The sequence below is a fragment of the Leifsonia williamsii genome (genome assembly GCF_030433685.1).
GTDB lineage: Bacteria > Actinomycetota > Actinomycetes > Actinomycetales > Microbacteriaceae > Leifsonia > Leifsonia williamsii.
Genome location: NZ_JAROCF010000001.1, coordinates 332,178 through 358,678 on the forward strand (window position 1 = coordinate 332,178; position 26,501 = coordinate 358,678).

Annotated in this window: 14 protein-coding genes; 2 read left to right on the forward strand and 12 right to left on the reverse strand. The window is 70.0% G+C overall.

Annotated features, from left to right (window positions below; all coding sequences use genetic code 11):
- Positions 1–4 precede the first annotated feature (4 nt).
- The 4 genes from P5G50_RS01470 to P5G50_RS01485 all read right to left on the reverse strand — a co-directional run bounded on the left by P5G50_RS01470 (position 5) and on the right by P5G50_RS01485 (position 15,897).
- Positions 5–1,144, reverse strand: a complete 1,140-nt coding sequence (locus P5G50_RS01470; RefSeq protein ID WP_301209919.1) for a class I SAM-dependent methyltransferase — start codon at positions 1,142–1,144, stop codon at positions 5–7.
- A gap of 140 nt (positions 1,145–1,284) precedes the next feature.
- Positions 1,285–12,555, reverse strand: coding sequence for a DUF7507 domain-containing protein (locus P5G50_RS01475; protein WP_301209920.1), 11,271 nt, complete (start codon positions 12,553–12,555; stop codon positions 1,285–1,287).
- 231 nt (positions 12,556–12,786) lie between these two features.
- Entirely contained in the window at positions 12,787–14,172 is a 1,386-nt protein-coding gene (locus P5G50_RS01480) for an APC family permease (protein WP_301209921.1), read from the reverse strand.
- 147 nt (positions 14,173–14,319) lie between these two features.
- Complete coding sequence (locus tag P5G50_RS01485) at positions 14,320–15,897, reverse strand: amidohydrolase (RefSeq protein WP_301209922.1); 1,578 nt, start codon at positions 15,895–15,897, stop codon at positions 14,320–14,322.
- A gap of 76 nt (positions 15,898–15,973) precedes the next feature.
- Between P5G50_RS01485 and P5G50_RS01490 the strand changes: the two genes are divergently transcribed.
- Entirely contained in the window at positions 15,974–16,678 is a 705-nt protein-coding gene (locus tag P5G50_RS01490) for a TetR/AcrR family transcriptional regulator C-terminal domain-containing protein (protein WP_301209923.1), read from the forward strand.
- Here P5G50_RS01490 and corA read toward each other — a convergent pair.
- From corA to P5G50_RS01530, 8 genes are all read right to left on the reverse strand, one after another.
- Positions 16,675–17,643 (reverse strand): magnesium/cobalt transporter CorA, encoded by a 969-nt coding sequence (gene corA, locus P5G50_RS01495; RefSeq protein WP_301209924.1) that lies wholly within the window; start codon positions 17,641–17,643, stop codon positions 16,675–16,677. The two genes, P5G50_RS01490 and corA, sit on opposite strands and share 4 nt — an antisense overlap.
- A 92-nt stretch (positions 17,644–17,735) precedes the next feature.
- Positions 17,736–18,929 carry a glycine C-acetyltransferase gene (locus tag P5G50_RS01500; protein ID WP_301209925.1) on the reverse strand — a complete coding sequence of 398 codons (1,194 nt, stop codon included), beginning with the start codon at positions 18,927–18,929 and terminating at the stop codon, positions 17,736–17,738.
- Complete coding sequence (gene tdh, locus P5G50_RS01505; RefSeq protein ID WP_301209926.1) at positions 18,929–19,972, reverse strand: L-threonine 3-dehydrogenase; 1,044 nt, start codon at positions 19,970–19,972, stop codon at positions 18,929–18,931. Before tdh ends, P5G50_RS01500 begins: the two co-directional genes overlap by 1 nt.
- A 100-nt stretch (positions 19,973–20,072) precedes the next feature.
- Positions 20,073–20,486: a heat shock protein transcriptional repressor HspR gene (locus P5G50_RS01510; RefSeq protein ID WP_301209927.1), complete on the reverse strand. Its 414-nt coding sequence runs from the start codon at positions 20,484–20,486 to the stop codon at positions 20,073–20,075.
- Between the two features lie 2 nt (positions 20,487–20,488).
- A complete protein-coding gene (locus P5G50_RS01515; protein WP_301209928.1) occupies positions 20,489–21,490 on the reverse strand; it encodes a DnaJ C-terminal domain-containing protein in 1,002 nt (333 codons plus the stop codon).
- A gap of 120 nt (positions 21,491–21,610) precedes the next feature.
- Positions 21,611–22,279: a nucleotide exchange factor GrpE gene (locus tag P5G50_RS01520; protein ID WP_301209929.1), complete on the reverse strand. Its 669-nt coding sequence runs from the start codon at positions 22,277–22,279 to the stop codon at positions 21,611–21,613.
- A gap of 2 nt (positions 22,280–22,281) precedes the next feature.
- Positions 22,282–24,144, reverse strand: a complete 1,863-nt coding sequence (gene dnaK / locus P5G50_RS01525; RefSeq protein ID WP_301209930.1) for a molecular chaperone DnaK — start codon at positions 24,142–24,144, stop codon at positions 22,282–22,284.
- Between the two features lie 157 nt (positions 24,145–24,301).
- Positions 24,302–25,885, reverse strand: coding sequence for an MFS transporter (locus P5G50_RS01530; RefSeq protein ID WP_301209931.1), 1,584 nt, complete (start codon positions 25,883–25,885; stop codon positions 24,302–24,304).
- A gap of 177 nt (positions 25,886–26,062) precedes the next feature.
- On the opposite strand from P5G50_RS01530, the gene P5G50_RS01535 reads away from it, so the two are divergent.
- A complete protein-coding gene (locus P5G50_RS01535) occupies positions 26,063–26,494 on the forward strand; it encodes a YciI family protein (protein WP_301209932.1) in 432 nt (143 codons plus the stop codon).
- Positions 26,495–26,501 lie beyond the last annotated feature (7 nt).

Here is a 26,501-nt window from a genome sequence, read left to right on the forward strand (position 1 = left end):
GGGGCTAGCCGCGCCGTGAGGCGGTGACCGTGAACTTGGTGTTGCGGGCGATCTGCCGCGTCGGGCCGACTGTCCGTTCCAGCGCCGGTCGATAGCCGAGGTGGGAGTTCCACACGGTCCACAGCTCGCCGCCGGGAGCGAGCACCCGGCCGGCGTCCGCGAAGAGTCGATGCGCGATGCCGGTATGGACGGCGGCGCCGATGTGGAACGGCGGGTTGAGCACGATCAGGTCGGCCGAGGCGTCTGGTTGCGACGCGAGACCGTCGTCGCGGACGACCGTGACGCGCTCCGCGACGCCGTTGGCGGAGGCGGTCGCCGCGGCGGACGCGACGGCCGCGGCGGACTGGTCGGTCGCGACGACGCGCAGCGCCGGCCTGCCGACCGCGAGCGCCGAGGCGAGCACCCCGGTCCCGCACCCGAGGTCGACGGCGGTGCGCGCCTCCGGCACGGCCCGGTCGAGCACCGACAGGAGGAGCCGGGTGCCGATGTCGACGGACGTCCCGGCGAAGGCGGCGCCGTGCGCGCACACCCACAAGCCGGTCTCGGCGTCGAGCGACCGTTCGGGCCAGCGGTCGAGCACGGTCGCTGCCGCCGGGTGCGGCTCTGACACCGTAAGCACCCGAGCCTTCTGCCGCGCGAGCGACACGTGCACCTCGCCGAAGACGTCGGCGAGCACGGCGTTCATCGCGGTCGTCATGTGTTTGAGCATTCCGCCGGCGTACACGGTGACATCCGGGCGGGCGTGCTCGGCGATCAGGGTCGCGATCTCGGCGAGCGCGTCGAGGCTGCGCGGCAGGCGGAGCAGGACGACGCGGGCTCCGCGAACGAGCGAATCGTCGAGCGGGTGATGCTCGTACGTGCCCTGGAGGCCGAGATCTACCGCGTTGGCGTCCAGGGCGCGCTCGCCGGTGAGGAGGTCCTGGTGCACCCGGATGCCGTCGGCGCCGCGCGCCGCCGCCGCGAGCGTCAACGCTCCGTAGGCGTCTCCCACCACGACGAGCCCGCCGCCGATGACGGTGTCGCCGGCGAGGTCGGCGATCAGCCGGTCCGCCGAGTCGGAGGCGAACAGGTTGGGCGCCTCCACATCCGGTCGGCGGCGGAGGCGCTCGTACGGGAAGCCGGGCGCGCGAGGGGGAGTCGACACCCCGCCAGTCAAGCACGAACGCTCCGCCCGGTTGCACGGCGGAGCCGCCGTGGAGGTCGTTGTGCGATCTCCACGGCGGCTCCGTTCGGCGCGGCTGAGTGGTGCTCCCGTCCCTGGGCTTGGCTGCCTGGCCGGCGGCCTCAGCTCTCCTGGGGCCGGCGGCGGAGCATCAGGACGAGTCCACCGATCAGCAGGAGGCTGAGGGCGCCGAGGCCGATGGGGAGGGCATCCTGACCGGTGCGGGCCAGGGTCTCCCCGAGATCCGGCGTTTCCGCCGCGGGTGCCAGCTGCTGCGGAACCTGGACGTTCACCGTGTTGCTGCCACCGTCGACGGTTTTACCGCCACCGGTGCCGTGCGCCCACGCCGTGTTCTCCACAGTGCCCCGCTGAATGTTCTCCGCGGTGAGGGCGTAGGTCGCCGTGGCCGTGACCGCCTGCCCGGGTTCGAGGTGTCCGGGCGTGCCGGGCCAGTCGCCGAACGCGATCGGGCTGACGCCGGGGAGCGGATCGCTGATGCTGACGCTATCGAGCGGGACCGACCCGGTGTTCGTCACCACGAAGGTGAACAGCACCTCATCACCGACCTGGCCCAGCGATCCCGGAGCCAGCGAGCCGGACTTCGTGATGCCGATGGCCGGTTCCCCGCTCTGGGGCTCCTCGACGTGCGGAAGCGGGACCGTGGCAGGGGTGTCGGGGGTGGTGACATCGTCACCGCCCGGCGTGCGACCCTTCGCGATCGCGACGTTCGACACCGCCCCCGCCGCAACATCGGCGGTGGTGATGATGTAGGCCGCGGTCGCTGTGGCGGTCTGCCCCGGCGCGAGCACGGACGTCGCACCCGGCCAGGTGTACTCGATCCCGCTCAGCCCAGCCAACCGGTCGCTGATGCTCACCCCGGTGAGGGTGACACCGCCGGTGTTCGTCACCGAGAAGGTGTAGTTCACCGCGTCCCCGGCAGCACCCTCGCCGGGCTGTGCCAGGGTGGCCGTCTTGACCACGCTCAGACCCGGTGTCGGGTTCAGCGGCACCACGGCCTCCGCGGGCGGAGCGTCCGTCGTGTCGCCGCCGGGCGTGGTGCCGGTCGCGGTTGCGACGTTCCCGACCGACCCGGCATCCACATCCGCCTGCGTGATCGTGTACGACGCGGTCGCGGTCGCCGCCTGTCCCGGCGCGAGCACCCCGGCCTCGGCGGGCCAGCTGTACTCGGGCGACGACAGGCCGGCCAGGCGGTCAGCGACGGTCACCTTCGACAGGGTGACACCACCACTGTTGGTCATCGTGAAGGTGTAGGTCACCACATCCCCGGCAGCACCGGTCGCGCCCGACGCGAGGGCCGCCTTCTTCACCACGGTCAGCCCCGGCGCCGGGTTCAGCGGCACCACCGACTCCCCCGGCCCGCTCGGCACGGTCTCACCACCGGGCGTCTTCCCGGTCGCGAGGGCCGTGTTCGCCACCGATCCGGCATCCACATCCGCCTGCGTGATCACGTAGGACGCGGTCGCGGTCACCACCTGACCAGGAGCCAGGACACCGGCGGCACCGGGCCACGCGTAGCTGATTCCGGACAGCCCGGTCAGCTGGTCCTCGATGGTGACATCCGACTCGGTGACCGTGCCGGTGTTCGTCACCGTGAAGGTGTACTCGACACGATCACCGGCGACACCCTTCGCCCCCGCGACCAGGCCACCCTGCTTCACCATGCTGAGCCCCGGAGCCGGAGTCAACGGCACCACGGAGGTGCCCGGGTCACTGGGAACCAGGTCACCGTCCGGGTCGGTCCCCGTAGCCGTGGCCACATTCGCCACCGAACCCGCATCCACATCCGCCTGCTTCAACGTGTACGACGCCGTCGCAGTGACGGACTGCCCCGGGGTAAGGGTGCCGGCGACACCCGGCCAGCTGTACGCTACCTTCGACAGGCCGGCCAGCTGGTCGGTGATCGTCACACGCGTCAGAGTGACGGTGCCCGTGTTGGTCGCCGTGAACGTGTAGTTCACCGTGTCACCCGCCTTGCCCGTCGCGCCCGGTGCGAGCGCGCCCTTCTTGGTGATGTCGAGCGCGGACGTCCCGTCGACCGGCACCACGGCCTCCGCCGGAGGAGCGTCGACGTTCGAGCCGTCGGGCGCCTCACCGGTCGCCGTGGCGACGTTCTTGACGCGTCCCGCGTCGACATCCGCCTGCGTCAGCGCGTAGGTCGCCGTGGCCTTCGCGCTCTGGCCGGGGGCCAGGACGCCGGCCGCACCGGGCCATGCGTAGGCGATCGTCGACAGGCCGACGAGCTGGTCGTCGATGGTGACGCCGGTCGCCGTGACGGTACCGGTGTTGGTGATCGTGAAGCCGAAGTTCACGGTGTCACCGGCCTTACCGGTCGCACCGGCCGCAAGCGCGCCCGTCTTGGCGAGGCTCAGCGCCGGAGCCGGAGCCACCGGAACGATGACCTCGGCGGGCGGCGTCTCCAGATTCGAGCCGTCCGGGTTCCCACCCTTCGCGATCGCGACGTTCCGCACCGAGCCCGCATCGACATCGGCCTGCGTCAGCACGTAGGTCGCCGTCGCCGTGGCCTTCTGCCCCGGCGCGAGGGTGCCTGCGGCACCCGGCCACGTGTAGCTGATCGTGGACAGGCCAGCCAACTGGTCGCTGATCGACACACCCGTCGCGGTCTTGGCGCCGGTGTTCGTCACCGCGAAGGTGAAGTTCACCGTGTCACCAGCCTTGCCGGTCGCGCCCGTAGCGAGTGCACCCGTCTTGACCAGCGTCAGAGCCGGCTTGCCGTCCACCGGGACGATGACCTCCGCCGGCGGGGTGTCGACCTCCGACCCGTCCGGGTTCTTACCCGTCGCGGTCGCGACGTTCTTGACCGAACCGGCATCCGCGTCGGCCTGCGTCAGTACGTAGGTCGCCGTAGCGGTGACCTTCTGCCCCGGAGCAAGCGTTCCCGCAGCACCCGGCCAGGTGTAGGCGATCGTGGACAGGCCGGTCAGCTGGTCGGCGATCGACACGCCCGTAGCGGTGGTGGCGCCGGTGTTGGTCACCGTGAAGGTGAAGTTCACCGTGTCACCCGCCTTGCCGGTCGCACCGGCCGCGAGCGCACCCGCCTTGACGAGGGTGAGGGCCGGCGTGCCATCGAGCGGCACCGTGGTCTCCGCCGGCGGGGTGTCGACGGTCGAGCCGTCCGGGTTCTTCCCCGACGCGGTCGCGATGTTGGTCACCGAGCCCGCATCCACATCCGACTGCTTCAGCGTGTACGTCGCGGTCGCGGTCGCAGACTGCCCCGGAGCAAGGACTCCGGCAGCCGCCGGCCACGAGTACGTGATCGTCGACAGGCCAGTCAGCTGGTCCATGATCGACACACTCTTCGCCGTCTTGGCACCGGTGTTGGTCACCGTGAAGGTGAAGTTCACCGTGTCACCCGCCTTGCCGGTCGCACCGGCCGCGAGCGCACCCGTCTTCACGAGCGTGAGGGCAGGCTTGCCGTCCAGCGGCACCGTCGTCTCCGCCGGCGGGGTGTCGACATTCGAACCGTCCGGGTTCTTCCCCGACGCCGTCGCGATATTGGTCACCGAACCGGCATCCACATCCGCCTGCTTGAGCGTGTAGGTCGCCGTCGCGGTCGCGGACTGCCCCGGAGCCAGCGTGCCCGCAGCGCCCGGCCACGTGTACGCGATCCCGGACAGACCCGCCAGCTGGTCGGCGATCGTCACACCCGTTGCCGTCTTGCCACCGGTGTTGGTCACCGTGAACGAGAAGTTCACCGTGTCGCCGGCCTTGCCGGTCGCACCGGCTGCGAGCGCGCCCGTCTTCACCAGCGCGAGTGCGGGCCTGCCGTCCAGCGGAACGATGGCCTCGGATGGCGGGGTGTCGACGTTGGAGCCGTCCGGGTTCTTACCCGTGGCGGTCGCGACATTCTTCACCGAGCCCGCATCGACGTCGGCCTGCGTCAGCGTGTAGGTCGCCGTTGCGGTCGCCTTCTGCCCCGGCGTCAACGTTCCTGCAGCGCCCGGCCAGGTGTAGGTGATCGAAGACAAGCCGGCGAGCTCGTCGGCGATCGAGACGCTGGTCGCCGTTGTGGCGCCGTTGTTCGTGACGGTGAAGGAGAAGTTCACCGTGTCGCCGGCCTTCCCGGTCGCACCGGCCGCGAGCGCGCCCGTCTTCACCAGGGCAAGGGCGGGAGCTCCGTCCAGCGGGACCTCCGCCTCGGACGGCGGGCTGTCCACGGTGGAGCCCTCGGGGTCCTTGCCCGTCGCCGTGGCGACGTTCTTCACGGAGCCCGCGTCGACATCGGCTTGGGTCAGCGCGTAGGTCGCCGTCGCCGTGACTTTCTGGCCCGGAGCCAGCGTGCCCGCAGCACCCGGCCACGTGTACGTGATCGCGGACAGACCGGTCAGCTGGTCGACGATGGACACACCCGTCGCCGTCTGCGCGCCGTTGTTGGTGACGGTGAAGGAGAAGTTGACCGTGTCGCCGGCCTTGCCGGTCGCACCCGAGGCGAGCGCACCCGTCTTCACCAGCGTCAGGGCCGGCTTGCCGTCCAGCGGTACGGTCACCTGGGCCGGGCCGCTCGGGATGGTGGAGCCGTCCGGGGCCTTACCGGTCGCGGTCGCGACGTTGACCACCGAACCCGCATCGACGTCGGCCTGCTTCAGCTTGTAGGTCGCTGTCGCGGTCGCCTGCTGCCCAGGGGTCAGCACCCCGGCAGCAGCCGGCCAGGTGTACGTGATGGTCGACAGCCCGGCGAGCTGATCGGCGATCACGACTCCCGTCGCCGTGACAGCGCCGGTGTTGGTGACGGTGAAGGAGAAGTCGACCGTGTCGCCGGCCTTCCCGGTGGCACCGGCGGCAAGCGCACCCGTCTTCTGCAGTGCGATCGCCGGCCTGCCGTCGAGGGGAACCTCCGCCTCCGACGGCGGCGTCTCGACGTCGGAACCGTCGGGGTTGGTGCCCTTCGCGATCGCGACGTTCTTCACCGAGCCCGCATCGAGGTCGGCCTGCGTCAGCGTGTAGGTCGCCGTCGCCGTGACCTTCTGCCCCGGAGCCAGCGTGCCTGCGGCACCCGGCCACGTGTACGTGATCGCGGACAGACCTGTCAGCTGGTCGTCGATGGACACACCGGTCGCCGTCTTGGCTCCGGTGTTGGTGACGGTGAATGCGAAGTTCACCGTGTCGCCCGTCTTCCCGGTCGCGCCAGGAGCGAGGGCACCCGTCTTCACCAGCGTGAGGGCGGGCTGGCCGCCGAGCGGGACCTCCGCCTCGGCCGGCGGAGCCTGCACGGGCGTACCGTCGAGCGTCGTGCCCGCGGCCGTCGCCACGTTCGTGACCGAGCCGGCATCGACGTCCGCCTGCGTCAGCTTGTAGGTCGCCGTCGCGGTGGCCTTCTGGCCCGGGGCCAGTGTGCCCGCAGCACCCGGCCACGCGTACGTGATCGCGGAGAGCCCGGCCAGCTGGTCGTCGATGGTCACGCTCTTCGCCGTCACGGCACCCGTGTTGGTCACCGTGAAGGAGAAGTCGACCGTGTCACCGGCCTTCCCGGCCGCGCCCGAAGCGAGCGCTCCCGTCTTGGTCAGAGCGAGGCTCGGCGCGCCGTCGACAGGGACGACGACCTCGGCGGGCGGCGCGTCGACGTTCGAACCGTTCGGGTCCTTGCCGGTCGCCGTCGCGACGTTCTTCACGGAACCCGCGTCCACATCGGCCTGCGTGAGTGTGTAGGTCGCCGTCGCCGAGGCCTTCTGGCCCGGAGCGAGCGTGCCCACGGCGCCCGGCCACGTGTACGTGATCGCGGAGAGCCCGGCCAGCTGGTCGGCGATCGAAACGCCGGTGACCGTCTGAGCACCCGAGTTGGTCACGGTGAAGGCGAAGGCGACCTTGTCGCCGGCCTTACCAGTTGCCCCGGCAGCAAGCGCACCCGTCTTCTCGAGCGTCAGCGCGGGCCGGCCGTCCAGCGGGACGGTGGCCTGGGCAGGCCCGGTGGGGACGGTGGATCCGTCCGGAGCCTTGCCGGTGGCCGTGGCCACGTTCACGACCGAGCCTGCATCGACGTCGGCCTGCTTCAGCGTGTAGGTCGCCGTCGCTGTCGCCGCCTGGCCCGGGGCGAGCAGTCCCACCACGGACGGCCACGTGTACGTCAGGGCGGACACGCCGGACAGCTGATCCGCGATCGAGACGGCCGTCGCAGTCACGTTGCCGGTGTTGGTGACCGTGAAGGTGAAGTTCACGGTGTCACCTGCCTTGCCGGTCGCGCCGGCAGCGAGCGCACCGGTCTTCGTCAGCGTGAGCGCGGGCTTCGGGGTCACCGGCACCTTCGCCTGGGCGGGGGCACCGTCGACCGGTGACCCGTTCGGGGCGGTCGCGTGCGGCACGGCCACGTTCGTCACCGACCCGGCGTCCACATCCGCCTGGGTCAGCGCGTAGGTCGCGGTCGCGGTGGCCTTCTGACCCGGTGTCAGGACGCCGGCCGCAGCGGGCCAGGTGTAGGCGAGCGCGGAGACACCAGGCAGCTGATCGGTGATCGCGGCCCCTGTGAGGGTCTGCGCGCCGGTGTTGGTGAGCTGGAAGGTGAAATCGACCCGGTCGCCGGCCTTACCCGTGGCGCCTGCGCCGAGCGCGCCCGTCTTCGTGAGCGCGATCGACGGCGTCGCGCCGGGGAGGGGGACCTCGACCTGGGCAGGGCCACCGTTGACGGGGGAGCCGTCCGGGGCCTTGCCCGAGACCGTGGCGACGTTGGTGACCTTTCCGGAATCGACATCCGCCTGGGTCAGCGTGTAGGTCGCGGTCGCGGTGGCGACCTGGCCGGGCTTGAGCACCCCGGCGGCTGCGGGCCAGGTGTAGGTGGGGGTGGAGACACCGGCCAGCTGGTCGGTGATCTGGACACCGGTGACGGTGACCGCGCCGGTGTTGGTGACCGTGAAGGTGAAGTTCACCTTGTCACCGGCCTTGCCGGTTGCGCCGGCCGCGAGGCTGCCCGCCTTGGTGATCCCGAGGCCCGGGGTCGCGCTCAGCGGCACACTCGCGGCCGCCGGGTTGCTGGGAACCGTGGAGCCGGAGGGGGTCGAACCGGTCGCGGTGGCCACGTTGTCGACCTTGCCCGCGTCGGCGTCGGCCTGCGTGACCGTGTAGGTGGCGGTGGCGGTGACCTTCTGCCCAGGGGCGAGGGTTCCCGCGGTTGCCGGCCACGCGTATGTCAGCGCGGACAGGCCCGGCAACGGGTCGCTGATCGTCACATTCCGCAGCGTGGTCTGACCCGTGTTCTGCGCGGTGAACGTGTACGTGATGTTGTCGCCGGCGACACCCGTCGCGCCTGCCCCCAGGGCGCCCGTCTTCGTCAGGGCGAGCTTCGCATCCTGCGCCAGCGGCACCGTCGCCTGCGCCGGACCGTCCGTGACGGGCTTCCCGGTCGGGTCGGTCCCGGCCACCGTGGCCTGGTTCGTCACCGCGCCGGCGTCGACATCGGACTGCTTCACCGTGTACGTCGCCGTTCCGGTGACGGTCTGGTTCGGCTTGAGCACACCCGCGGAGGCCGGCCAGGTGTAGACGATGCTGCTGATCCCCGGCAGCTGGTCGCTGATCGACACGGCGGAGATCGTCACGTTGCCGGTGTTCTTCACGGAGAAGCTGAACTGGACCGTGTCACCCGCCTTCCCCGTCGCGCCGGCCGTAAGGGCACCGGTCTTGGTGATGGTGAGCTTGGGGGTCGTCGTGAGCGGCACGACCGCGTTCGCGGGGTCGCTCGTGGTCGGATCCCCGTTGGGCTGCACACCGGTCGCCGTTGCCGTGTTCGCGACGGAACCTGCGTCGAGGTCGGACTGCTTCAACGTGTACGACGCGGTCGCGGTGGCCTGCTCGTTCGGAGCGAGGACGCCGGGGGCGCCGGGCCACTGGTAGACGGGAGCGGTCATGCCGGCCATCTGGTCCGCGAGCGTCACCGAGGAGAGGGTGAGGCCGCCGACGTTCTTGACGGTGAAGGTGTAGTCGACCACATCGCCGACCGCACCCGTCGCTCCCGGGTGCAGCGCAGCGGCCTTGGTCAGCGCGAGCTTCCCGGCAGCGCCCAGCGGCACCTCGGCCGAGGACTCGTTGCTGTCCACCTGCGAACGCGTGAGGAGGTCGCCGTGCGCGATCGCGGTGTTCCAGATTCCGCCCGCATCCACATCGGACTGCTTGATCACATACGTGGCCGTCGCGACCACCGTCTCCCCCGGAGCGAGCACACCGGCGGTGCCCGGCCAGGCGTAGCTCATCGGCGACAGGTCCTCGAGGGGGTCGACCACGACGACGTTGCGCAGGGTGAGGACACCGGTGTTGGTGACCGTGAACTTGTAAGTGACCACGTCTCCGGCCGCCCCACCCGTGGTGGCCGCGACCTTCTTCACCAGATGCAGCGCCGGCGTCTGGCCCAGCTGCACCGTCGCGGACGCCTTGCCGCCGTCAACCGGCTTCCCGGTCAGCGTGGTGCCCGCGGAGGACGCGGTGTTGGCGATCGACCCGGCGGACACGTCCGCCTGCGTCACCGTGTACGTCGCGGTCGCGGTCACCTTCTGGCCGGGGGCCAGCGTGCCCGGCGTCCCCGGCCACGTGTACGTCAACGCCGACATACCCGGCAGCGGGTCCGTGATCACCACATTCGTCAACGTGATCGGCCCCGTATTCGTCGAGCTGAACGTGTAGTTCACCGTGTCACCGACCCGGCCCACCTGGCCGGAGCCCAGCGCCGCAGCCTTCGTGATGTTCAACGCACCACGCGTATCCAGCGTCACCGTCGCCTGCGCATCATTCGACTTCACCGGCGCACCGGCCGGCGTGCGACCATTCGCGGTCGCGATGTTCGAGACGGCACCCGCATCCACGTCAGCCTGCGTGAGCGTGTAGGTGGCGGTCGCAGTCGCCCGCTCGCCGGGAAGGAGGACACCCACAGCACCCGGCCACTGGTACGTCAGTGCACTCATCCCCGGGAGGTTGTCCGTGATCACCGTGTTCGAGACGGTGACGCGACCCGTGTTGATCACGGTGAAGGAGTACTGGACCTTGTCGCCGGCGACCCCGGAGGAGCCGGCGGCGAGCGCGGCGTTCTTGGTCAACGTCAACTCCGGCGCCACCGACAACGGCACGGTCGCCTGCGCCGGCCCGGCGTTCACCGGAGACCCATTCGGCGCCACACTCGTCGCGGTCGCGACATTGTTCACCGAACCCGAGTCAAGGTCCTTCTGGGCAACGGTGTAGAAAGCGGTGGCAGTCACCGACTGACCCGGCATCAGGATCCCCGCCGTCCCCGGCCACTGGTAAGCCAGCGCGCTCATCCCGGCCAACTGGTCCTGAATCGTGACATTGCTCAACGTCTGATTGCCGATATTGGTCGCGACGAACGTGTACTCCACACGGTCACCCACGACACCCTGCGCACCCGCCGCAAGCTTCGCCGTCTTCGTGATCGAGAGCGCAGGGCGAGGAGACAGCGGGATGGACACGGAGGCCCTGCCGCCGTCGACCGCGGCCCCGCCCGGCGTCGTACCGGCCGACGAGGCCGTGTTGTTGACGACTCCGGCATCGATGTCGGCCTGAGTGATGGCATAGGTGGCCGTCGCTGTGACCTTCTGGCCCGGCGTCAGGACGCCCACAGCACCCGGCCACTGGTAGCTGAGCGGAGAGAGTCCGGCGTGCGGGTCGGTGATGGCGACGTTGTGGAGAGTCACGTCGCCGAGGTTGGTGGCGCTGAAGGTGTACGTGATCCGGTCTCCGGCGACTCCTGTGGCGCCCGCCGCCAGCGTGCCGTTCTTGGTGACGTTCAGCGCGGCCCTGGGGTTCAGGGTGACGGTCGCGGGTGCGCGGCCGCCGTCGACCGTGCTGTTGTCCGGCGCCTTACCCGTGGCCGTCGCGACGTTGGAGACGGCGCCGGCGTCGACATCGGCTTGCGTCAGGCGGTAGGTGGCCGTCGCGGTCACCGACTGCCCGGCCTGCAGCACACCGGCCGCACCCGGCCAGGCGTAGCTCAGGCCCGAAAGCCCGGGCAGCGGGTCGTTGATGGTGACGCCGGTCAGCGTCACGTTGCCCGTATTGGTCGCCGTGAACGTGTAGTTCACGATGTCACCGGCCTTGCCGGTCGCGCCCGGCGCCAACGCGGCCTTCTTCGCGATGGTGAGCTTCGCGCTCTGCACCACCGTGGTGACCGTGGTGGAGGTGTTGTTGCCGGTGTTGGAGTCGATGTCGACTCCAGCCACGGTCGCCGTGTTGGTGATCGTCGTGCCGACGCCCGTCGGTGCGGTCGCCGTCAGGACGATGGGCGTCGAGGTCTGGCCGGGAGCCAGGACGGTCTGGTGCGCTGCTGCCGAATCGCTGCAGCTGAGGTCGGCGACGGTCGAGACGGATGGATCGGTCGTGGCCGAACACCCCGGTGGCACGATCGAGCAGACGAGATCCCTCCCGGACAGCGTGCAGCCCTGGGGGGCCGAGGCGATCTGGGCGTTGGTCACATTGGCCGGCACCGCGTCCTTCACGACGAAGCCGTGCGAGTTCATCGAGCCGGCGTTGGTGACGGCGATGTTCCACGTGATGGTGCCGTTGGGGTCGGCGGTGGCCGGCGCGGTCTTCTTCACGGAGAGGTCGGTGACGGGCACCATGACGCGGAGGCCGAACGCGGCGGGAGCGGCCATCAGCGGGCAGAACGTGGAGGTCCAGGGGACGATGATCGCGTTGCGCTGGTAGAGCGTGAAGGTGAAGCTCTGGATGACACCCTTGAGCTGCAGGACGGCACCGGAGCCCCCGCCGAGCGGGTCGCAGGGGTTGGAGTTGACGGTGCTCTGGGACACCGTCCAGGACATCGGTGACGAGTGCACGTACGGGCCGGACGGCTCGGTGAGCGTGGAGAAGTCGTTCGAGGTGGCGCTCCGGCCGTTGATGGAGGACAGCGTGGTGTCCGTCCAGCCGAGGATGCAGCCCTTCGAGGTCGCCTCGGAGACCGAGTAGTACGTCGAGCTCTGCATGGCGAACGGCACGACGGGGTCCACCACGGGCTGACCGAAGCTCACCGTGTAGGTGTACGTGTCACAGGTGTTGATCTGATAGCGCGACTTGCCGGAGACACACGGCGCCGTGCTCGTGCTGACCGCGCTCATGCTGGAGACCGTGCGGTTCGAGTCGCCCAGGCTCATCTGCTGCTTGGAGGAGCTCACGGTCAGCGTCGCCCCGGGCAGCGAGGAGAAGTTGCCGGGCAGCGACGCCGTCGCTCGCGACGAGCTGGACTGCGACCAGACCAGCTCCGGCAGATTCGATGCGGCCGAAGCCGCCCCGGCCGGCACCAGCACGGAGAACAGGAGGGCGAGCACCGTCACCACGGCGACGATCGGCGTCCTCCAACGCGGAGTGCGCCCCTCGGTGTCGAACGCCGTGTGCGCGAGCGCGCCGCGCGCCTGCTGCGAGCCGTCCATCTGTCCTCCCGGTGCCGTGCAGGAGGGCCCGCCGACGGCGCAGCTCTCCCCCTCAGAAATATGAAATGCAATCTGCAGAGTATCGAGTGCGACGGATGCAGAGGAATGCAAGTGGAGGAGTTGCGTGTGGCACGGCAGGCTTGCGTGCCGACACGCCGACGCGCCGCGGCACATCGGCCGCGGCGCGTCAGAATCGGGACGCTTCGTCCCCTGAATGGGTGTGGTCGAGAATCAGTTGTGCGCGTACTCCTCGTCGCCGGCCTTCTCGCTGAAGTCCATGACAGGAGGGCGGCGGCGGAAGCCGCGCGTCAGCACCGCCAGGTAGACGACGCCGATGACGATCCACGAGATGCCGACGATGAAGGTGGTGGCCGTCAGCGACGTCCACAGCCACACCGTGAGCAGGAAGCCGATGGCCGGCAGCACGCCGTAGCGCACCCACTCCCCGGCGGACGGCCGCTCCCGCCCCTCCGCCGGGAAGAGGAAGGTCCGGATCACGGACAGGTTGACCATCGAGAAGGCGGCGAGGGCGCCGAACGAGATCATGGTCGCCGCGACGTCGAGCGTCAGGACCAGCGCCAGCAGGGACACGATGGAGACGACGAGCGCGGCGAACCACGGCGTCCGGAAGCGCGGGTGCAGCCTCCCGAACACCGCCGGCAGCACCCGGTCGCGACCCATCGAGTAGATGATGCGGGACACGCTGACCTGCGTGGTCATGCCCGAGCCGAAAGCGCCGACCACGTACACGGCGACGAAGAACGACGTGAGGAAGGTGCCGCCGACCTTCGCCATGAGGTCGACGCCGGCCGAGTCGACGTCCGCGAAGGCCCGCCAGTCCGGGTAGACGAGGGCGCCGAGCCAGGAGACGACGATGAAGATCGCGCCGCCCACGAGCGTGGTGAGGAGGATGGCGCGGGGGATATCGCGCTTGGGGTTCTTCGCCTCCTCCGACAGCGTCGACACGGCGTCGAAGCCGAGGAACGACAGCGCGAGCACCGCTGCTCCGGCGAAGATCGGGCCGAGACCGCCGGATCCGGGGAGGAACGGCTCGATGAGGCTCGGGGTGTCGGCGGAGGGATTCGCCACCAGTTCCTTGATCGACAGCACGGCGAAGACGACCACCAGCAGGACGGACAGGGCGACGATCGCGACATTGAGCTTGTTGACGAGGGTGATGCCGAGCACGTTGAAGAGCAGCACGAGCAGCAGCGCCGCGAGCGCGAACACCCACTGCGGCACCGCGGGGAACTGCGTGTTCAGGTAGATGCCGATGAGCAGGAAGTTGATCATCGGGAGGAACAGGTAGTCGAGCATCAGCGTCCACCCGGTGAGGAAGCCGACGTGGCCGCCGAACGCCTGCTGCGTGTACGTGTACGCCGAGCCGGAGACCGGGTACCTCCGCGCCATCGCGCCGTAGCTCAGTGCGGTGAACAGCATGGCGACGAGCGCGACGACATAGGCCGACGGGAGGTGATTGTCGGTGGTCTCGGTCACGATGCCGTACGTCGTGAACACGGTGACGGGCGCGAGATACGTCAGCCCGAAGAGGAGGAGCGCCGTGGGTCCGAGGGCGCGCTTGAGCCGTGGCGCCGTCGGGAGGTCGGTCTGAGTCATGCGGTGGGGCCTCTCTGCGTGAGGTGGTGCATCGGGTCGGGGGAGGGTGGAGCCGATGGTGCGGTGGTGCAGGGGAGGTGGTGCCGGATGGTGCGGTGAAAGGAGGCGGTGCCGGATGGTGCGGTGAAACGGAGGGGCGGCGGCCGGTCAGGTGCGGCGCGCGCCCTCCACCCAGGTGCCGAGCACGCGGACGGAGCGCAGGTCGTGCGGGTCCATGGTGCGGGGGTCGCGGTCGAGCCACACGAGGTCGCGTGCGGCGTCGGCGTAGGCCTGGTGGGCGACGCCGGAGGAGTAGGCCTCCAGCGCGTCCGTGAGCGGGAGGCGTTCGGCGGCCTGCCAGCCGCCGTGGGGGATGCGGTCGGCGGTCTGCCGGGTGGCGGCGGTGGCGACGCCCGGCCGCCAGTCGTTGTCGCTGACCGGCCAGTCGCTGCCGAACGAGATGCGGCCGGCGTCGTGGAGGCTGCGGATGGGGTACTGCAGCTCGCGGTCCGGGCCCAGCCGGGGCAGGGTGAGGGCCAGCATCACCGGGTCGAGCTGCGCCCAGAGCGGCTCGAAGTTCGCGATGACGCCCAGCCGGGCGAAGCGCGCCAGGTCGGTCGGATCGACGCGCTGCACGTGCGCGATCACCGGGCGACGGTCCCGCGGGCCGTTCTGCGCCTCCACCGCTTCGAACACGTCGAGGGCGGTGCGGCAGGCGGCATCGCCGATCGCGTGCAGATGCAGCTGGAAGCCGAGCCGGTCGAACGTGATGGCGGCCGTGCGGAGGGCGTCGGCGTCCCAGTTCGGGAGGCCGCGGTCGCCGGGGGCGTCCGCGTAGTCATCGAGCATCGCGGCGGTGCGGTTCTCGATGACGCCATCGACGAAGACCTTGACGGTGCCGGCGGTGAGGAGGCGGTCGGCCAGCTCCTCGACGCGGCGGCGGCCCTCCACGAACTCCGGCACCTGGTCGCGCCAGCGTTCGGGGTCGGCCCGCAGAGCGAGGTTGACCCGGGTCGAGAGGAGGCCGCGCTTGGATGCCGTGAGGTACGCCTCCAGGTCGGCGGGCTCGACCCACGCATCCTGCAGCCAGGCGACGCCGAGAGCCGCGTACTCGGCGGTCGCCAGGCGCAGCGCCTCCACGCGCTCCTCGTGGGTCCGGCCGGGCTCGGCGGCGAGCAGCAGATCGACGGCACCCGGCTCCTGCAGGATGCCCAGCGGGCTGCCGTCCTCGCGGCGCGGGATGCGGCCGAGCGCGGGCTCGGGCGTACTCGCGTCGATGCCCGCCCTGCGAAGCGCCTCCGAGTTCACCCACACGGTGTGGTAGTCCCAGGCGCGCAGCACGACCGGACGGTCGGGCACCGCTTCATCGAGCCAGCGGGCGTCGAAGAGCCCCTCGGAGACGAGGGTGGCGTCGTAGCTGCCGCCGTAGATCCAGTCGAGCTCGGGATGCGCCTGCGCCCACTCCCGGACGCACGCGACGATCTCCTCCACACTGCCGCACGAGCGCACCTGCGGCCCGAGCTTCTCGAGGCCGCCCTGCACCGGGTGCGCGTGGCCGTCGCCGAAGGCGGGCGCGAGCACGCCTCCGGCGAGGTCGACGACCTCCGCCGCCCGGCCCCGCAGAGCCTCCGCCTGGGCGCCGCGCGCGACGACACGGCCGTCGTCGATGGCGAGAGCGGAGGTCGCGGAGGCGTCGCTGCGATAGCTGGAGAGGACAGTGCCCCCGACGAAGACCGTGACGCCCATCCCACCTCCGCTTCCCGACGGCCGTCCCACAAAATGAACGCCGTTCTTTTATTTCGTCAGATACTAGGGTGTGATCGTGCCCGAGCGGAAGCCCACCGGAGGAACCAGCCGCTCAGCCCGTCGCGTCGGCCGCCCGACCACGACCGTGCTGACCAGGGATCTCATCGCGCACGCGGCCCTCCGCCTCCTCGACGAGGGCGGCCAGGAGGGGTTCACGATGGCACGGCTGGCGCAGGCGCTGCGCGTGCGGCCCAGCGCCCTGTACAACCACGTCGACGGCAAGGACGACGTGATCGCCGCCGTCCGCGAACTGGTCAGCGACCGCATCGATGTGAGCGCCTTCGCGACCGAGCCGTGGGACGCGGCGATGCTGCACTGGGCGCACTCGTACCGGGTCGCCTTCGCGGCCCATCCACCCACCATCGCGATGCTGGCGACCATGCCGCTCACCGGCGCCCGCCGGACGATGCGCATGTACGACACGGTCGTGGCGGCGATGGTGGCGGGCGGATGGCCGGAGGCGGAGGTGCTGCCGGCCATCGTCGCGGTCGAGTCCTTCATCCTGGGCTCGGCGCTCGACGCCATCGCCCCCGGCGACATGTTCGACCCGGCGGGTGAGGAGGAGGCGGTCCCGGCGTTCGCGGCGGCCTACGCCGCGCGGGCGCGGGCGATCGGGGACGCGCCTCCCGCCGACGGGGCGTTCGAGGCCGGGCTGGAGGCGATGGTAGCGGGGCTGCGGGTGCGGTTCGCGGAGCTGGCACCCGGGCGGGCGACCCGCTAGATCCACCCCTTCCGCTTGAACGCCCAGTACAGCCCGATGCCCAGCCCCAGCATCAGGACGAGCGCGAAGGGGTAGCCGTAGCGCCAGTGCAGCTCGGGCATCCGGTCGAAGTTCATGCCGTAGATCGTGCCCACCAGCGTCGGGGTGAAGAGGATGGCGGCCCAGCCCGAGATCTTCTTCACCTCGTCGTTCTGCGCCTGGCCGACCAGCGTGGTGTGAACCATGAGCGCGTTCTGAAGGATCTGCCGGAAGCCGTCGGCGCGCTCCGTCACGCGAATGACGTGGTCGTCGACGTCGCGGAAGCCGTTGCGCAGCCCGTCGTCGGCTCCGTGCGCCGCCAGGGCCTCCCGCAGCGTCTGCAGCACATCGCGCAGCGGGTTCACCGCGCGCTGGAACATCATGACCTCCGTCGACAGCTCGTAGATGCGGCGGGAGACCGCGCGGTCGCCGTTGAAGAGCTGGTCCTCGATCTCGTCGATGTCGTTCTCGAGGCCGGCCAGGACCGGTGAGTACTGGTCGACGACCTGGTCGAGGATGCCGTAGAGGGCGGCGATCGGGCCGTGCGCGAGGAGGGCGGGGTCGGCCTCCAGGCGGTGGCGCACCTCCGCCAGGTCGGGCTTGTCGAAGTGGCGCACCGTGATGAGGTAACCCTCGCCGAGGAAGACGTGCACCTCGCCGAACTCCACCTTCTCGGTCTCGTCGACGTAGGAGGCGGGGCGCAGGACGACGAAGGTGGAGTCGCCGTACTTCTCGAGCTTGGCGCGCTGGTGCCCGCTGAGCGCATCCTCGACGGCGAGCGGAGGGAGGTCGAACTCGGCCGCGACGGCGCCCAGCTCCTCCTCGGTCGGCCGGTAGAGGCCGATCCAGGCGAAGCCACCGCGGTCGCGCACCGTCTCGAAGGTGTCCTCCAAGGTCACCGGAGAGGTGCGCCTGCCGTCCACGTAGACGGCGTTGTCGACGATCATGCCGCCTCCTTCCCTCGGACACGCTAGCCCGCGAGCACAGGAAAGATGTCGTGAATCAGTGGCCGGGTCGACGTTTTTCCTGTGCCCGACGGCTAGGCGGCCGGCTGCGCCTCGTCGCGCGCGGCGATGAACGCCTCCACGCAGCGGCGGATGTCCTCCTCGGTGTGCGCGGCAGACAGCTGCACGCGGATGCGCGCGCGGCCCTTCGGCACCACCGGGTACGAGAAGGCGGTGACGTAGACGCCGTGACGCTGCATGCCGTCGGCGATGCGGGCGGTGAGGGCGGCATCCCCGAACATCACAGGGACGATGGGATGCTCGCCCGGCAGCAGATCGAAGCCCGCCTCGGTCATCAGCCGGCGGAACAGGGCCGCGTTCTCGACGAGCTGGGCGCGGAGGTGATCCGACTGCTCCAGGAGGTCGAGGGCCGCGAGCGTCCCGGCCACGATCGAGGGCGCGAGCGTGTTCGAGAACAGGTACGGGCGCGAGCGCTGGCGGAGGAGGTCGACCACCTCCTGGCGGGACGAGACGTAGCCTCCCGACGCTCCGCCCAGCGCCTTGCCGAAGGTGCCCGTGTAGATGTCGACGCGGTCGGCGACGCCGCAGAACTCCGGCGTGCCGCGGCCGTGCTCGCCCACGAAGCCGACGGCGTGCGAGTCGTCGACGAAGACCAGCGCGCCGAACTCGTCGGCGAGGTCGCAGATCTCGCGCAGCGGGGCGATGTAGCCGTCCATCGAGAAGACGCCGTCGGTGACGATGACCGTGAAGCGTGCTCGCGCCTCCCGAGCGGCCTCCAACTGCGTGCGCAGGTCGGCCATGTCGCGGTTGCGGTAGCGGTAGCGCTGCGCCTTCGAGAGCCGGATGCCGTCGATGATCGAGGCGTGGTTCAACTCGTCGGAGACGATCGCGTCGTCGGCGGTGAACAGCGTCTCGAACACGCCGCCGTTGGCGTCGAAGCACGACGAGAACAGGATGGTCGCCTCTGTGCCGAGGAACGTGGACACCCGGCGCTCCAGCTCGAGGTGCTGGTCCTGCGTGCCGCAGATGAACCGCACGCTCGCCATCCCGTAGCCGTCGTCGTCGAGGGCGCGCTTGGCCGCTTCGCGGAGCGCCGGGTGGTCGGCGAGGCCGAGGTAGTTGTTGGCGCAGAAGTTGAGCACCTCCTGCCCGTCGGCCGTGATCAGCGCCTTCTGCGGACCGTGGATGCTGCGCTCGCGCTTGGTGAGCCCCGCCTCCTCGATCTCGTTCAGCTGCGTCGCGAGGTGCTCGCGGAACGACCCGTACATCAGACCTCCGTCCAGTCGAGGATGACCTTGCCGCCGCCGGCGGACGCCGCGGCCGCGAATCCCTGCTCCCAGTCGCGGGCGGGGAAGCGGTCGGAGACGATGGAGGCGACGGCGTCGTGCAGCGTCTGCGACGTCTGCAGCATGGCGCCCATCGCGTTCCAGGTCTCGAACATCTCGCGGCCGTAGATGCCCTTGAGGGTGAGCATGTGGGTGACGACGATGCCCCAGTCGATCGCGATGCGCTCGGCGGGCAGGCCGAGCATCGCGATCCGGCCGCCGTGGTTCATGTTCTCGATCATGCGCGGCAGCGCGGTGGGCGCGCCGCTCATCTCGAAGCCGACGTCGAAGCCCTCCCGCATCCCGAGCGCCCGCTGCGCCTCGTGGATGTCGTGGGACGAGACGTCGACCGTGTAGTCGGCGCCCATCCCCTTCGCCAGTTCGAGGCGGTTGGCGCTCACGTCGGTGCCGACGATGAAGCGGGCGCCGACGTGCCGGGCGACGGCGATCGCCATGAGGCCGATCGGGCCGCAGCCGGTGACGAGCACATCCTCCCCGACGACCGGGAAGGCGAGCGCGGTGTGCACGGCGTTGCCGAGCGGGTCGAACAGCGCCCCGACCTCCGGCTCGATGGTGCTGTGGTGCACCCACACGTTGGTCGCGGGCAGCACGAGGAACTCGGCGAAGGCGCCGTCGCGCTGCACGCCGACGCCCTTGGTGCGGATGCACATCTGGCGGCGGCCGGCGCGGCAGTTGCGGCAGGTGCCGCAGACGATGTGGCCCTCGCCGGAGACCAGGTCACCGACCTCCACGTCGTGCACCAGGTCGCCGACCTCGACGACCTCGCCGTAGAACTCGTGGCCGGGGATGAGCGGCGCGGCCACGGCGGAGGCGGCCCAGTCGTCCCAGCGCTGGATGTGCAGGTCGGTGCCGCAGATGCCGGTGCGCAGGACCCGGATCTTCACGTCCTCCGGGCCGATCTGCGGCTCCGGTCGCTCGACCAGCTCCAGGCCGGGTGCGGCCGCGGACTTGTACAGGGCTCTCATGGTCACGTCCTCGTGGGGTCTTCGAGTGCGATGCGGGTACGGCCCCGCCTCGTGAGCAGCGCCGCGCACCCACATTACCTGCGGACGACGAAGGGCGGTTTCAGCGCTCCAGTGGCCGCCAGACGACGACCTGGTTGCTGCGGCGCGTGCGGGTGCCCGCGCGCAGCGTCACGACCTCGCCCTCCGAGCCGGCGGCGAAGACGCGGCGGCCGGGGCGGTTGAGGAGCTCGTCGGCGAGGGCGGACTCCAGCTCGCGGACGCGGCCGTGCAGGTCGCGCACCTGGTCCTCGAGTTCGAGGATGCGGCGGATGCCCTCCAGGCTCACGCCCTCGCTGCCGAGGCGGGCGATCTCCTGCAGCTTCTCGATGTCGCGCATCGAGTAGCGGCGGGACTTGCCCGCCGTGCGGCCGGGCGAGACGAGGCCGAGCCGGTCGTACTGGCGGAGGGTCTGCGGGTGCATCCCCGCCAGCTCGGCCGCGATCGAGATCACGAAGACCGGGCTGTGCTCGTCCATCGTCAGCTCCGCGCCTTGGCGAGGAGGTCGTCGCGCGGGTTCTCGTCCGGGAGCGTGCCGGCGAACTGCTCCAGCGCCTCCTTCGCCTTGTCGGACAGGTGCGACGGGACCGCCACCTGCACCACGGCGAGCAGGTCGCCGGTGCCCTTCGACGTCTCCACGCCGCGACCCTTCACACGCAGCACGCGGCCGCTCGGGGTGCCGGGGGCGACGCGCAGCTTGACCGGGTCGCCGCCGAGCGTCGGGACCTCGATGGTCGCGCCGAGCGCGGCCTCCGCGAAGGTCACCGGCACGTTCACGCGCAGGTTGAGGCCGTCGCGCTCGAACACCGGGTGCTTTCGCACCGACACGGTCAGCACGATGTCGCCGGGCTCGCCGCCGTCGGGGCTCGGCTGGCCCTTGCCGCGCAGCTTGATCTTCTGGCCGTCGGCGACGCCGGCGGGGATCTTCACCTTGATCGGCTTGCCGTCGGAGGCCTGGAGGGTGATCGTCTCGCCCTTGGTGGCCGTGATGAAGTCGATGGTGGTGTGGGCGGTCACGTCGCGGCCGCGGGTCGGGCCGCCGTAGCCGCGGAAGCCTCCACTCGTCTGGCCGAACCGGCCGTTGCCGAACAGGCCGCCGAGCACGTCGTCGAACTGGCCGCCGCCGGGGTAGCCGCCCTGCTGGAACGTGTATCCGCGTTGGCCGCCCTGCCCGCCGAACATCCCGCCGAAGACGTCGTCGAAGCCGCCCTGGCCGCCGCTGCCCGGTGCGGTGAACCGCGCCCCGGAGCCCATCGCGCGCACCTGGTCGTACTCTTTGCGCTCCTCGGGATCGCTGAGGACCGAGTAGGCCTCGCTGATCTCCTTGAACTTCGCCTCCGCGGCGGCGTCGCCCGGGTTCGAGTCAGGGTGGTACTTGCGTGCGAGCTTGCGGTAGGTCTTCTTGAGGTCCGCCTCGCTGACGTCCTTGGAGACGCCAAGGACCTTGTAGAAGTCCTTGTCGAACCAGTCCTGGCTTGCCACGGCGCCTCCTCTCTCAGTCTGTCGTGGTCGTGGGTGTGGACATGGATGGTGTGGTCTGCGGGGATGGAGGAGCGGCGGGACGTGTGCCCCGCCGCTCCGTCATCGCGTGCGTCGTGCCGGTCAGGCCGGCACCGAGACGACGACCTTGGCCACGCGGACCGTGGTCGAACCCAGCCGGTAGCCGGTCTCGACCACCTCGGCGACGGTGTCCGTCGTCACGTCCGGGGTGGGCTGCTGGAAGATCGCCTCGTGGATCTGCGGGTCGAAGGGCTCGCCCTTCTCGCCGTACGGGGTGAGGCCCAGACGCTCCACCGAGGTGCGCAGCTTGGCCGCGATGCTCGCGAACGCGCTGCCCTCGGGGAGGTCGCCGTGCTTCTCGGCCCGCTCGAGGTCGTCGAGCACGGGGATGAGGCCCTTCACGGCCTCACCCACCGCCCGCTCGCGCTCGATCTCGCGGTTGGCCTCGGTGCGCTTGCGGTAGTTGGCGTACTCCGCGGTGACCCGCTGGAGGTCGCCGAGCCGCTCCTGCGCGAGCTGCTCCGCCGTCGTCTGGCCGGAGAGGATGTCGAGGTCGTCGTCCGACAGGACGGTCCCCTCCTGCTCCTCGCCCGGCCCGACGTCGACGAGCTCCTCGTGCGAGAGGTCGTGGTCGGCGGCCGCATCCGCACCCTCGGCGTCCGGCTGGCGAACCTTGCCGGTCTCGGGGTCGATCCTGCGCTTGTCGCGGATGATCGGCTCCTCGCGCTCGGGCTCGTTCGAGCCCTGCCCGTTGGGGTTCTGGTCGGACATGGTTACTTCTTCTCCTCGTCGTCGACGACCTCGGCGTCGATGACGTCCTCATCGTCGGAGCCGGACGGCTGCTCGCCCTCGGCCTGCTGCTCGCCGGACGGGGCCGACGCGTCGGCCTGCGCCGAGGCGTAGATGGCCTCGCCGAGCTTCTGCTGGCTGGCGTTGAGCTTGTCGAACGCGGTCTTCACGGCCTCGTCGTCGTCTCCGGCGAGAGCCGTCTTGAGACCGTCGACGTCGCCCTGGACCTCGTTCTTGACGTCCTCGGGGAGCTTGTCCTCGTTCTCCTTGATCAGCTTCTCGATCGAGTAGACGAGCTGCTCGGCCTGGTTGCGGGTCTCGGCGGACTCGCGGCGCTTCTTGTCCTCGGCCGCGTGCTCCTCCGCCTCGCGCACCATGCGCTCGATGTCGTCCTTCGGGAGGCTGGAGCCGCCCGTGATCGTCATCGACTGCTCCTTGCCGGTGCCCTTGTCCTTGGCGGACACGTGCACGATGCCGTTCGCGTCGATGTCGAAGGTGACCTCGATCTGCGGGATGCCGCGCGGGGCCGGCGCGATGCCGGTCAGCTCGAAGGTGCCAAGCGGCTTGTTGTCGCGGGTGAACTCGCGCTCGCCCTGGAAGACCTGGATCGCGACGGACGGCTGGTTGTCGTCGGCCGTGGTGAAGGTCTCGCTGCGCTTGGTCGGGATGGCCGTGTTGCGCTCGATGAGCTTGGTCATGATCCCGCCCTTGGTCTCGATGCCGAGGGACAGCGGGGTGACGTCGATGAGGAGGACGTCCTTGCGCTCGCCCTTCAGGACACCGGCCTGCAGCGCGGCGCCGACGGCGACGACCTCGTCCGGGTTCACGCCCTTGTTGGGCTCCTTGCCGGTCTCCTGCTTGACGAGCTCGGAGACGGCGGGCATGCGGGTCGATCCACCGACGAGCACGACGTGCGCGATGTCGCCGACCTTGATGCCGGCCTCGCGGATGACGTCCTGGAACGGCTTCTTGGTGCGGTCGAGGAGGTCGCTGGTCATCTGCTCGAACTGGGCGCGCGAGAGCGTCTCGTCGAGGTTGGCCGGGCCGTTCTCGGTCAGCGAGAGGTAGGGCAGCTGGATGCTGGTCGACATGCTCGACGACAGCTCCTTCTTGGCCTGCTCCGCCGCCTCCTTGAGGCGCTGCAGCGCGATCTTGTCCTTGGAGACGTCGACGCCGGTGCTCTCCTTGAAGCGCTTGATCAGCCACTCCACGATGCGCTGGTCCCAGTCGTCGCCGCCGAGGCGGTTGTCGCCGGCGGTCGCGCGGACCTGGATGGTCGAGAAGTCGTCGTCCTTGCCCACCTCGAGCAGGGAGACGTCGAAGGTGCCGCCACCGAGGTCGAAGACGAGGATGAGCTCGTCCTCCTTGCCCTTGTCGAGGCCGTACGCGAGGGCCGCGGCGGTGGGCTCGTTGATGATGCGGAGCACGTTGAGGCCCGCGATCTCACCGGCCTCCTTGGTGGCCTGCCGCTCGGCGTCGTTGAAGTACGCCGGGACGGTGATGACCGCGTCGGTCACGGTGTCGCCGAGGTACTGCTCGGCGTCGCGCTTGAGCTTCTGGAGGATGCGCGCCGAGATCTCCTGCGGCGTGTACTTCTTGCCGTCGATCTCTTGAGTCCAGTCGGTGCCCATGTGGCGCTTGACGGACGAGATGGTGCGGTCGACGTTGGTGACGGCCTGGCGCTTGGCGGTCTCACCGACGAGGACCTCTCCGTCCTTGGTGAACGCGACGACCGACGGGGTCGTGCGGAAGCCCTCCGCGTTCGCGATGACCGTGGGCTCGCCGCCCTCGAGCACCGAGACGACGGAGTTGGTGGTTCCGAGGTCGATACCTACTGCACGTGACATGTGTGCTTGCTCTCCTTATGTTGCGTGGTACGAAAGTCATGGGGTCAAGAGTTGAGCCTCGACGACTCAACACTGTCATCCACGAGGGATGCTGTCAAGGTCGGAGTCCAAAACTTGAGTACATCTGACTCAACTTTGGGAGAGTGGTCGGTATTCCCTAGCCCAGCGACATCCGCTCCCCCGTGTCCGACGGCGCCGGATCGGGGAGCCGCCGCATCCGCAGCGAGATCGCGATGCCCGCGAGTCCCGCGACGATCGGCACGCACAGCGCGATCTGCAGGGCGATGGGGCGCGAATCCGTGTTGATCCGGATGATCTCGGCCTGGACGTCCTCGGGCTGACCGGCGAGCTGCTCCTCCAGGTGCGTGTTCGACATCACCTGGGCGTCCTCCTCGAGCGCGGCCGCAACCTGCTGCTTCTCGTCGCCGGCGAGGACGGTGCTGGAGGCGCTCGCCGCGCCGAACGTGGAGGCCAGCGTCGCCAGCATGATCGCGCCCGCGAACGCCAGGCCGAACGACAGGCCGAAGGAGCCAGCGGCCGAGTTGACGCCCGCCGCCTCGCTGACGCGCTCGTCCGAGATGGGCGAGAGCGTGTAGTTGTTGAGCTGCGACACCAGTAGGCCGAGGCCGCACCCCGCGATGATCAGGGGCAGCGTGAGGTACCAGCCGGAGGTCGCGATCGGCACCAGCGGGATGATCACCGCGACACCCACTACGAGCAGGCAGAACCCCCAGAGGATCAGGTTCGCGGGCCTCCCGCGGGCGAGCCTCCCGGCGATCAGGGCCACAGCGAACATGCTCAGGGACAGCGGCGCGATCGACAGGCCCGCCCAGAGCGCGTTGTACTCGAGCACCATCTGCAGGTATATCGGGAGCGCGATCATCGTGCCGCCCAGTGCCACCTGCTGCAGCAGCTGCCCGGTCGTGCCCGACTGGAACAGCTTGGAGCGGAACAGCCCGGGGTCGAGCAGGGTCGCCCTCCCCCTCTTCCGTTGCGACAGCAGCCAGACGACGAGCCCGCCCAGGGCGGCCACACCGACGACGATGAGGAGGAGCACGCGTTCGCCGCCCTCCTGCCACACCAGGATGCCCGTCACGATGCCGCCCATGCCGACCACCGACAGCAGGGCGCCCACCAGGTCGATCGAGCGGGAGCCGGTGTACGGCACGTCCTTCACGAGCCCGATGCCCGACAGGACCACGGCGATGATCAGCGCCTCGATCAGGAAGCCGACCCGCCACGACAGGAACGTCGTCACCACACCGCCGAGCAGCGGGCCGACCGCGGCGGCGATGGCGGCGGAGGCGCCGACCAGGGCGTAGACGCGCTTCTGGTGCTCGCCCTCGAAGTTGCCGTGGATCAGCGACTGCATGGCCGGCAGCAGCAGGGAGGCGCCGATCCCGCCGATGACCGCCCAGAACAGGATGATCGCGCTCAGGTTCTGCGCCAGCGTCATCGCGATGGCGCCCACCGCGTAGCCGAGCAGCCCGAGGATGTAGGCGAGCTTGCGGCCGATCAGGTCGCCCGTCTTGCCGCCGATCAGGATGAAGGCCGCCGACACCAGCGCCTCCAATGCGATGGCGCTCTGCACGCCGCTCACCGTCGTGTGGAGGTCGCGCACCACGGCCGAGATCGACACGTTCATCAGCGATGTGTCGACGACCAGCACGAACATCGCCATCGCCAGGAGGATGGCGAGGCGCCCGTTGAACGGCGCCGCTGCGCCGCCTGACCCGCTCATGGGCACACTGAAGCACACGCGGTGGCGGCACGGCGACGGTGCTGTTCGAGGTCGTGGAGAAAAAACTTCTGCACAGGTGTCGATCGCGGGCGTCGCCGTTCGACGCGATAGTAGGAGGGCGCCGACGGGGCGCCCCCGGACGCACACACGCTGATGCGAGGACGCAAGGAGAACCCCATGAAATACATGCTGATCATGCGAGCCACCGACGCCGCCAAGGACGCCTACGACGAGATGGACTTCAACGAGGTCATCACCGCCATGGGCACGTACAACGAGCAGCTCATCAACGCCGGCGTACTCCTGGCGGGCGAGGGCCTGTCCGACGACGTGGCGACGACCGGGTTCGTGGTCGACTTCTCGACCACGCCTCCGACCGTCACCGACGGCCCCTACGGCGAGACCCACGAGCTCTTCAACGGCTTCTGGATCCTGCAGGTCGGGTCCAAGGAGGAGGCGGCGGAGTGGGCGAGCCGCTGCCCGCTCGGCCCCGGATCCAAGCTGGAGGTGCGCCGCGTGACCGACGAGAGCGACTTCGCCGGGTACGAGGACAACGAGTACCTCCAGAAGGAGGCCGGCTGGCGCGCCGAGCTCGGCGAGAAGGCCTGATCCGGGC

Bases quoted from the DNA above. Each gene is read 5' to 3' on its own strand.
- P5G50_RS01475 (WP_301209920.1), bottom strand. From the start codon at position 12,555: ATGGACGGCTCGCAGCAGGCGCGCGGCGCGCTCGCGCACACGGCGTTC.
- P5G50_RS01480 (WP_301209921.1), bottom strand. From the start codon at position 14,172: ATGACTCAGACCGACCTCCCGACGGCGCCACGGCTCAAGCGCGCCCTC.
- P5G50_RS01485 (WP_301209922.1), bottom strand. From the start codon at position 15,897: ATGGGCGTCACGGTCTTCGTCGGGGGCACTGTCCTCTCCAGCTATCGC.
- corA (WP_301209924.1), bottom strand. From the start codon at position 17,643: ATGATCGTCGACAACGCCGTCTACGTGGACGGCAGGCGCACCTCTCCG.
- P5G50_RS01500 (WP_301209925.1), bottom strand. From the start codon at position 18,929: ATGTACGGGTCGTTCCGCGAGCACCTCGCGACGCAGCTGAACGAGATC.
- tdh (WP_301209926.1), bottom strand. From the start codon at position 19,972: ATGAGAGCCCTGTACAAGTCCGCGGCCGCACCCGGCCTGGAGCTGGTC.
- P5G50_RS01510 (WP_301209927.1), bottom strand. From the start codon at position 20,486: ATGGACGAGCACAGCCCGGTCTTCGTGATCTCGATCGCGGCCGAGCTG.
- P5G50_RS01520 (WP_301209929.1), bottom strand. From the start codon at position 22,279: ATGTCCGACCAGAACCCCAACGGGCAGGGCTCGAACGAGCCCGAGCGC.
- dnaK (WP_301209930.1), bottom strand. From the start codon at position 24,144: ATGTCACGTGCAGTAGGTATCGACCTCGGAACCACCAACTCCGTCGTC.
- P5G50_RS01530 (WP_301209931.1), bottom strand. From the start codon at position 25,885: ATGAGCGGGTCAGGCGGCGCAGCGGCGCCGTTCAACGGGCGCCTCGCC.
- P5G50_RS01535 (WP_301209932.1), top strand. From the start codon at position 26,063: ATGAAATACATGCTGATCATGCGAGCCACCGACGCCGCCAAGGACGCC.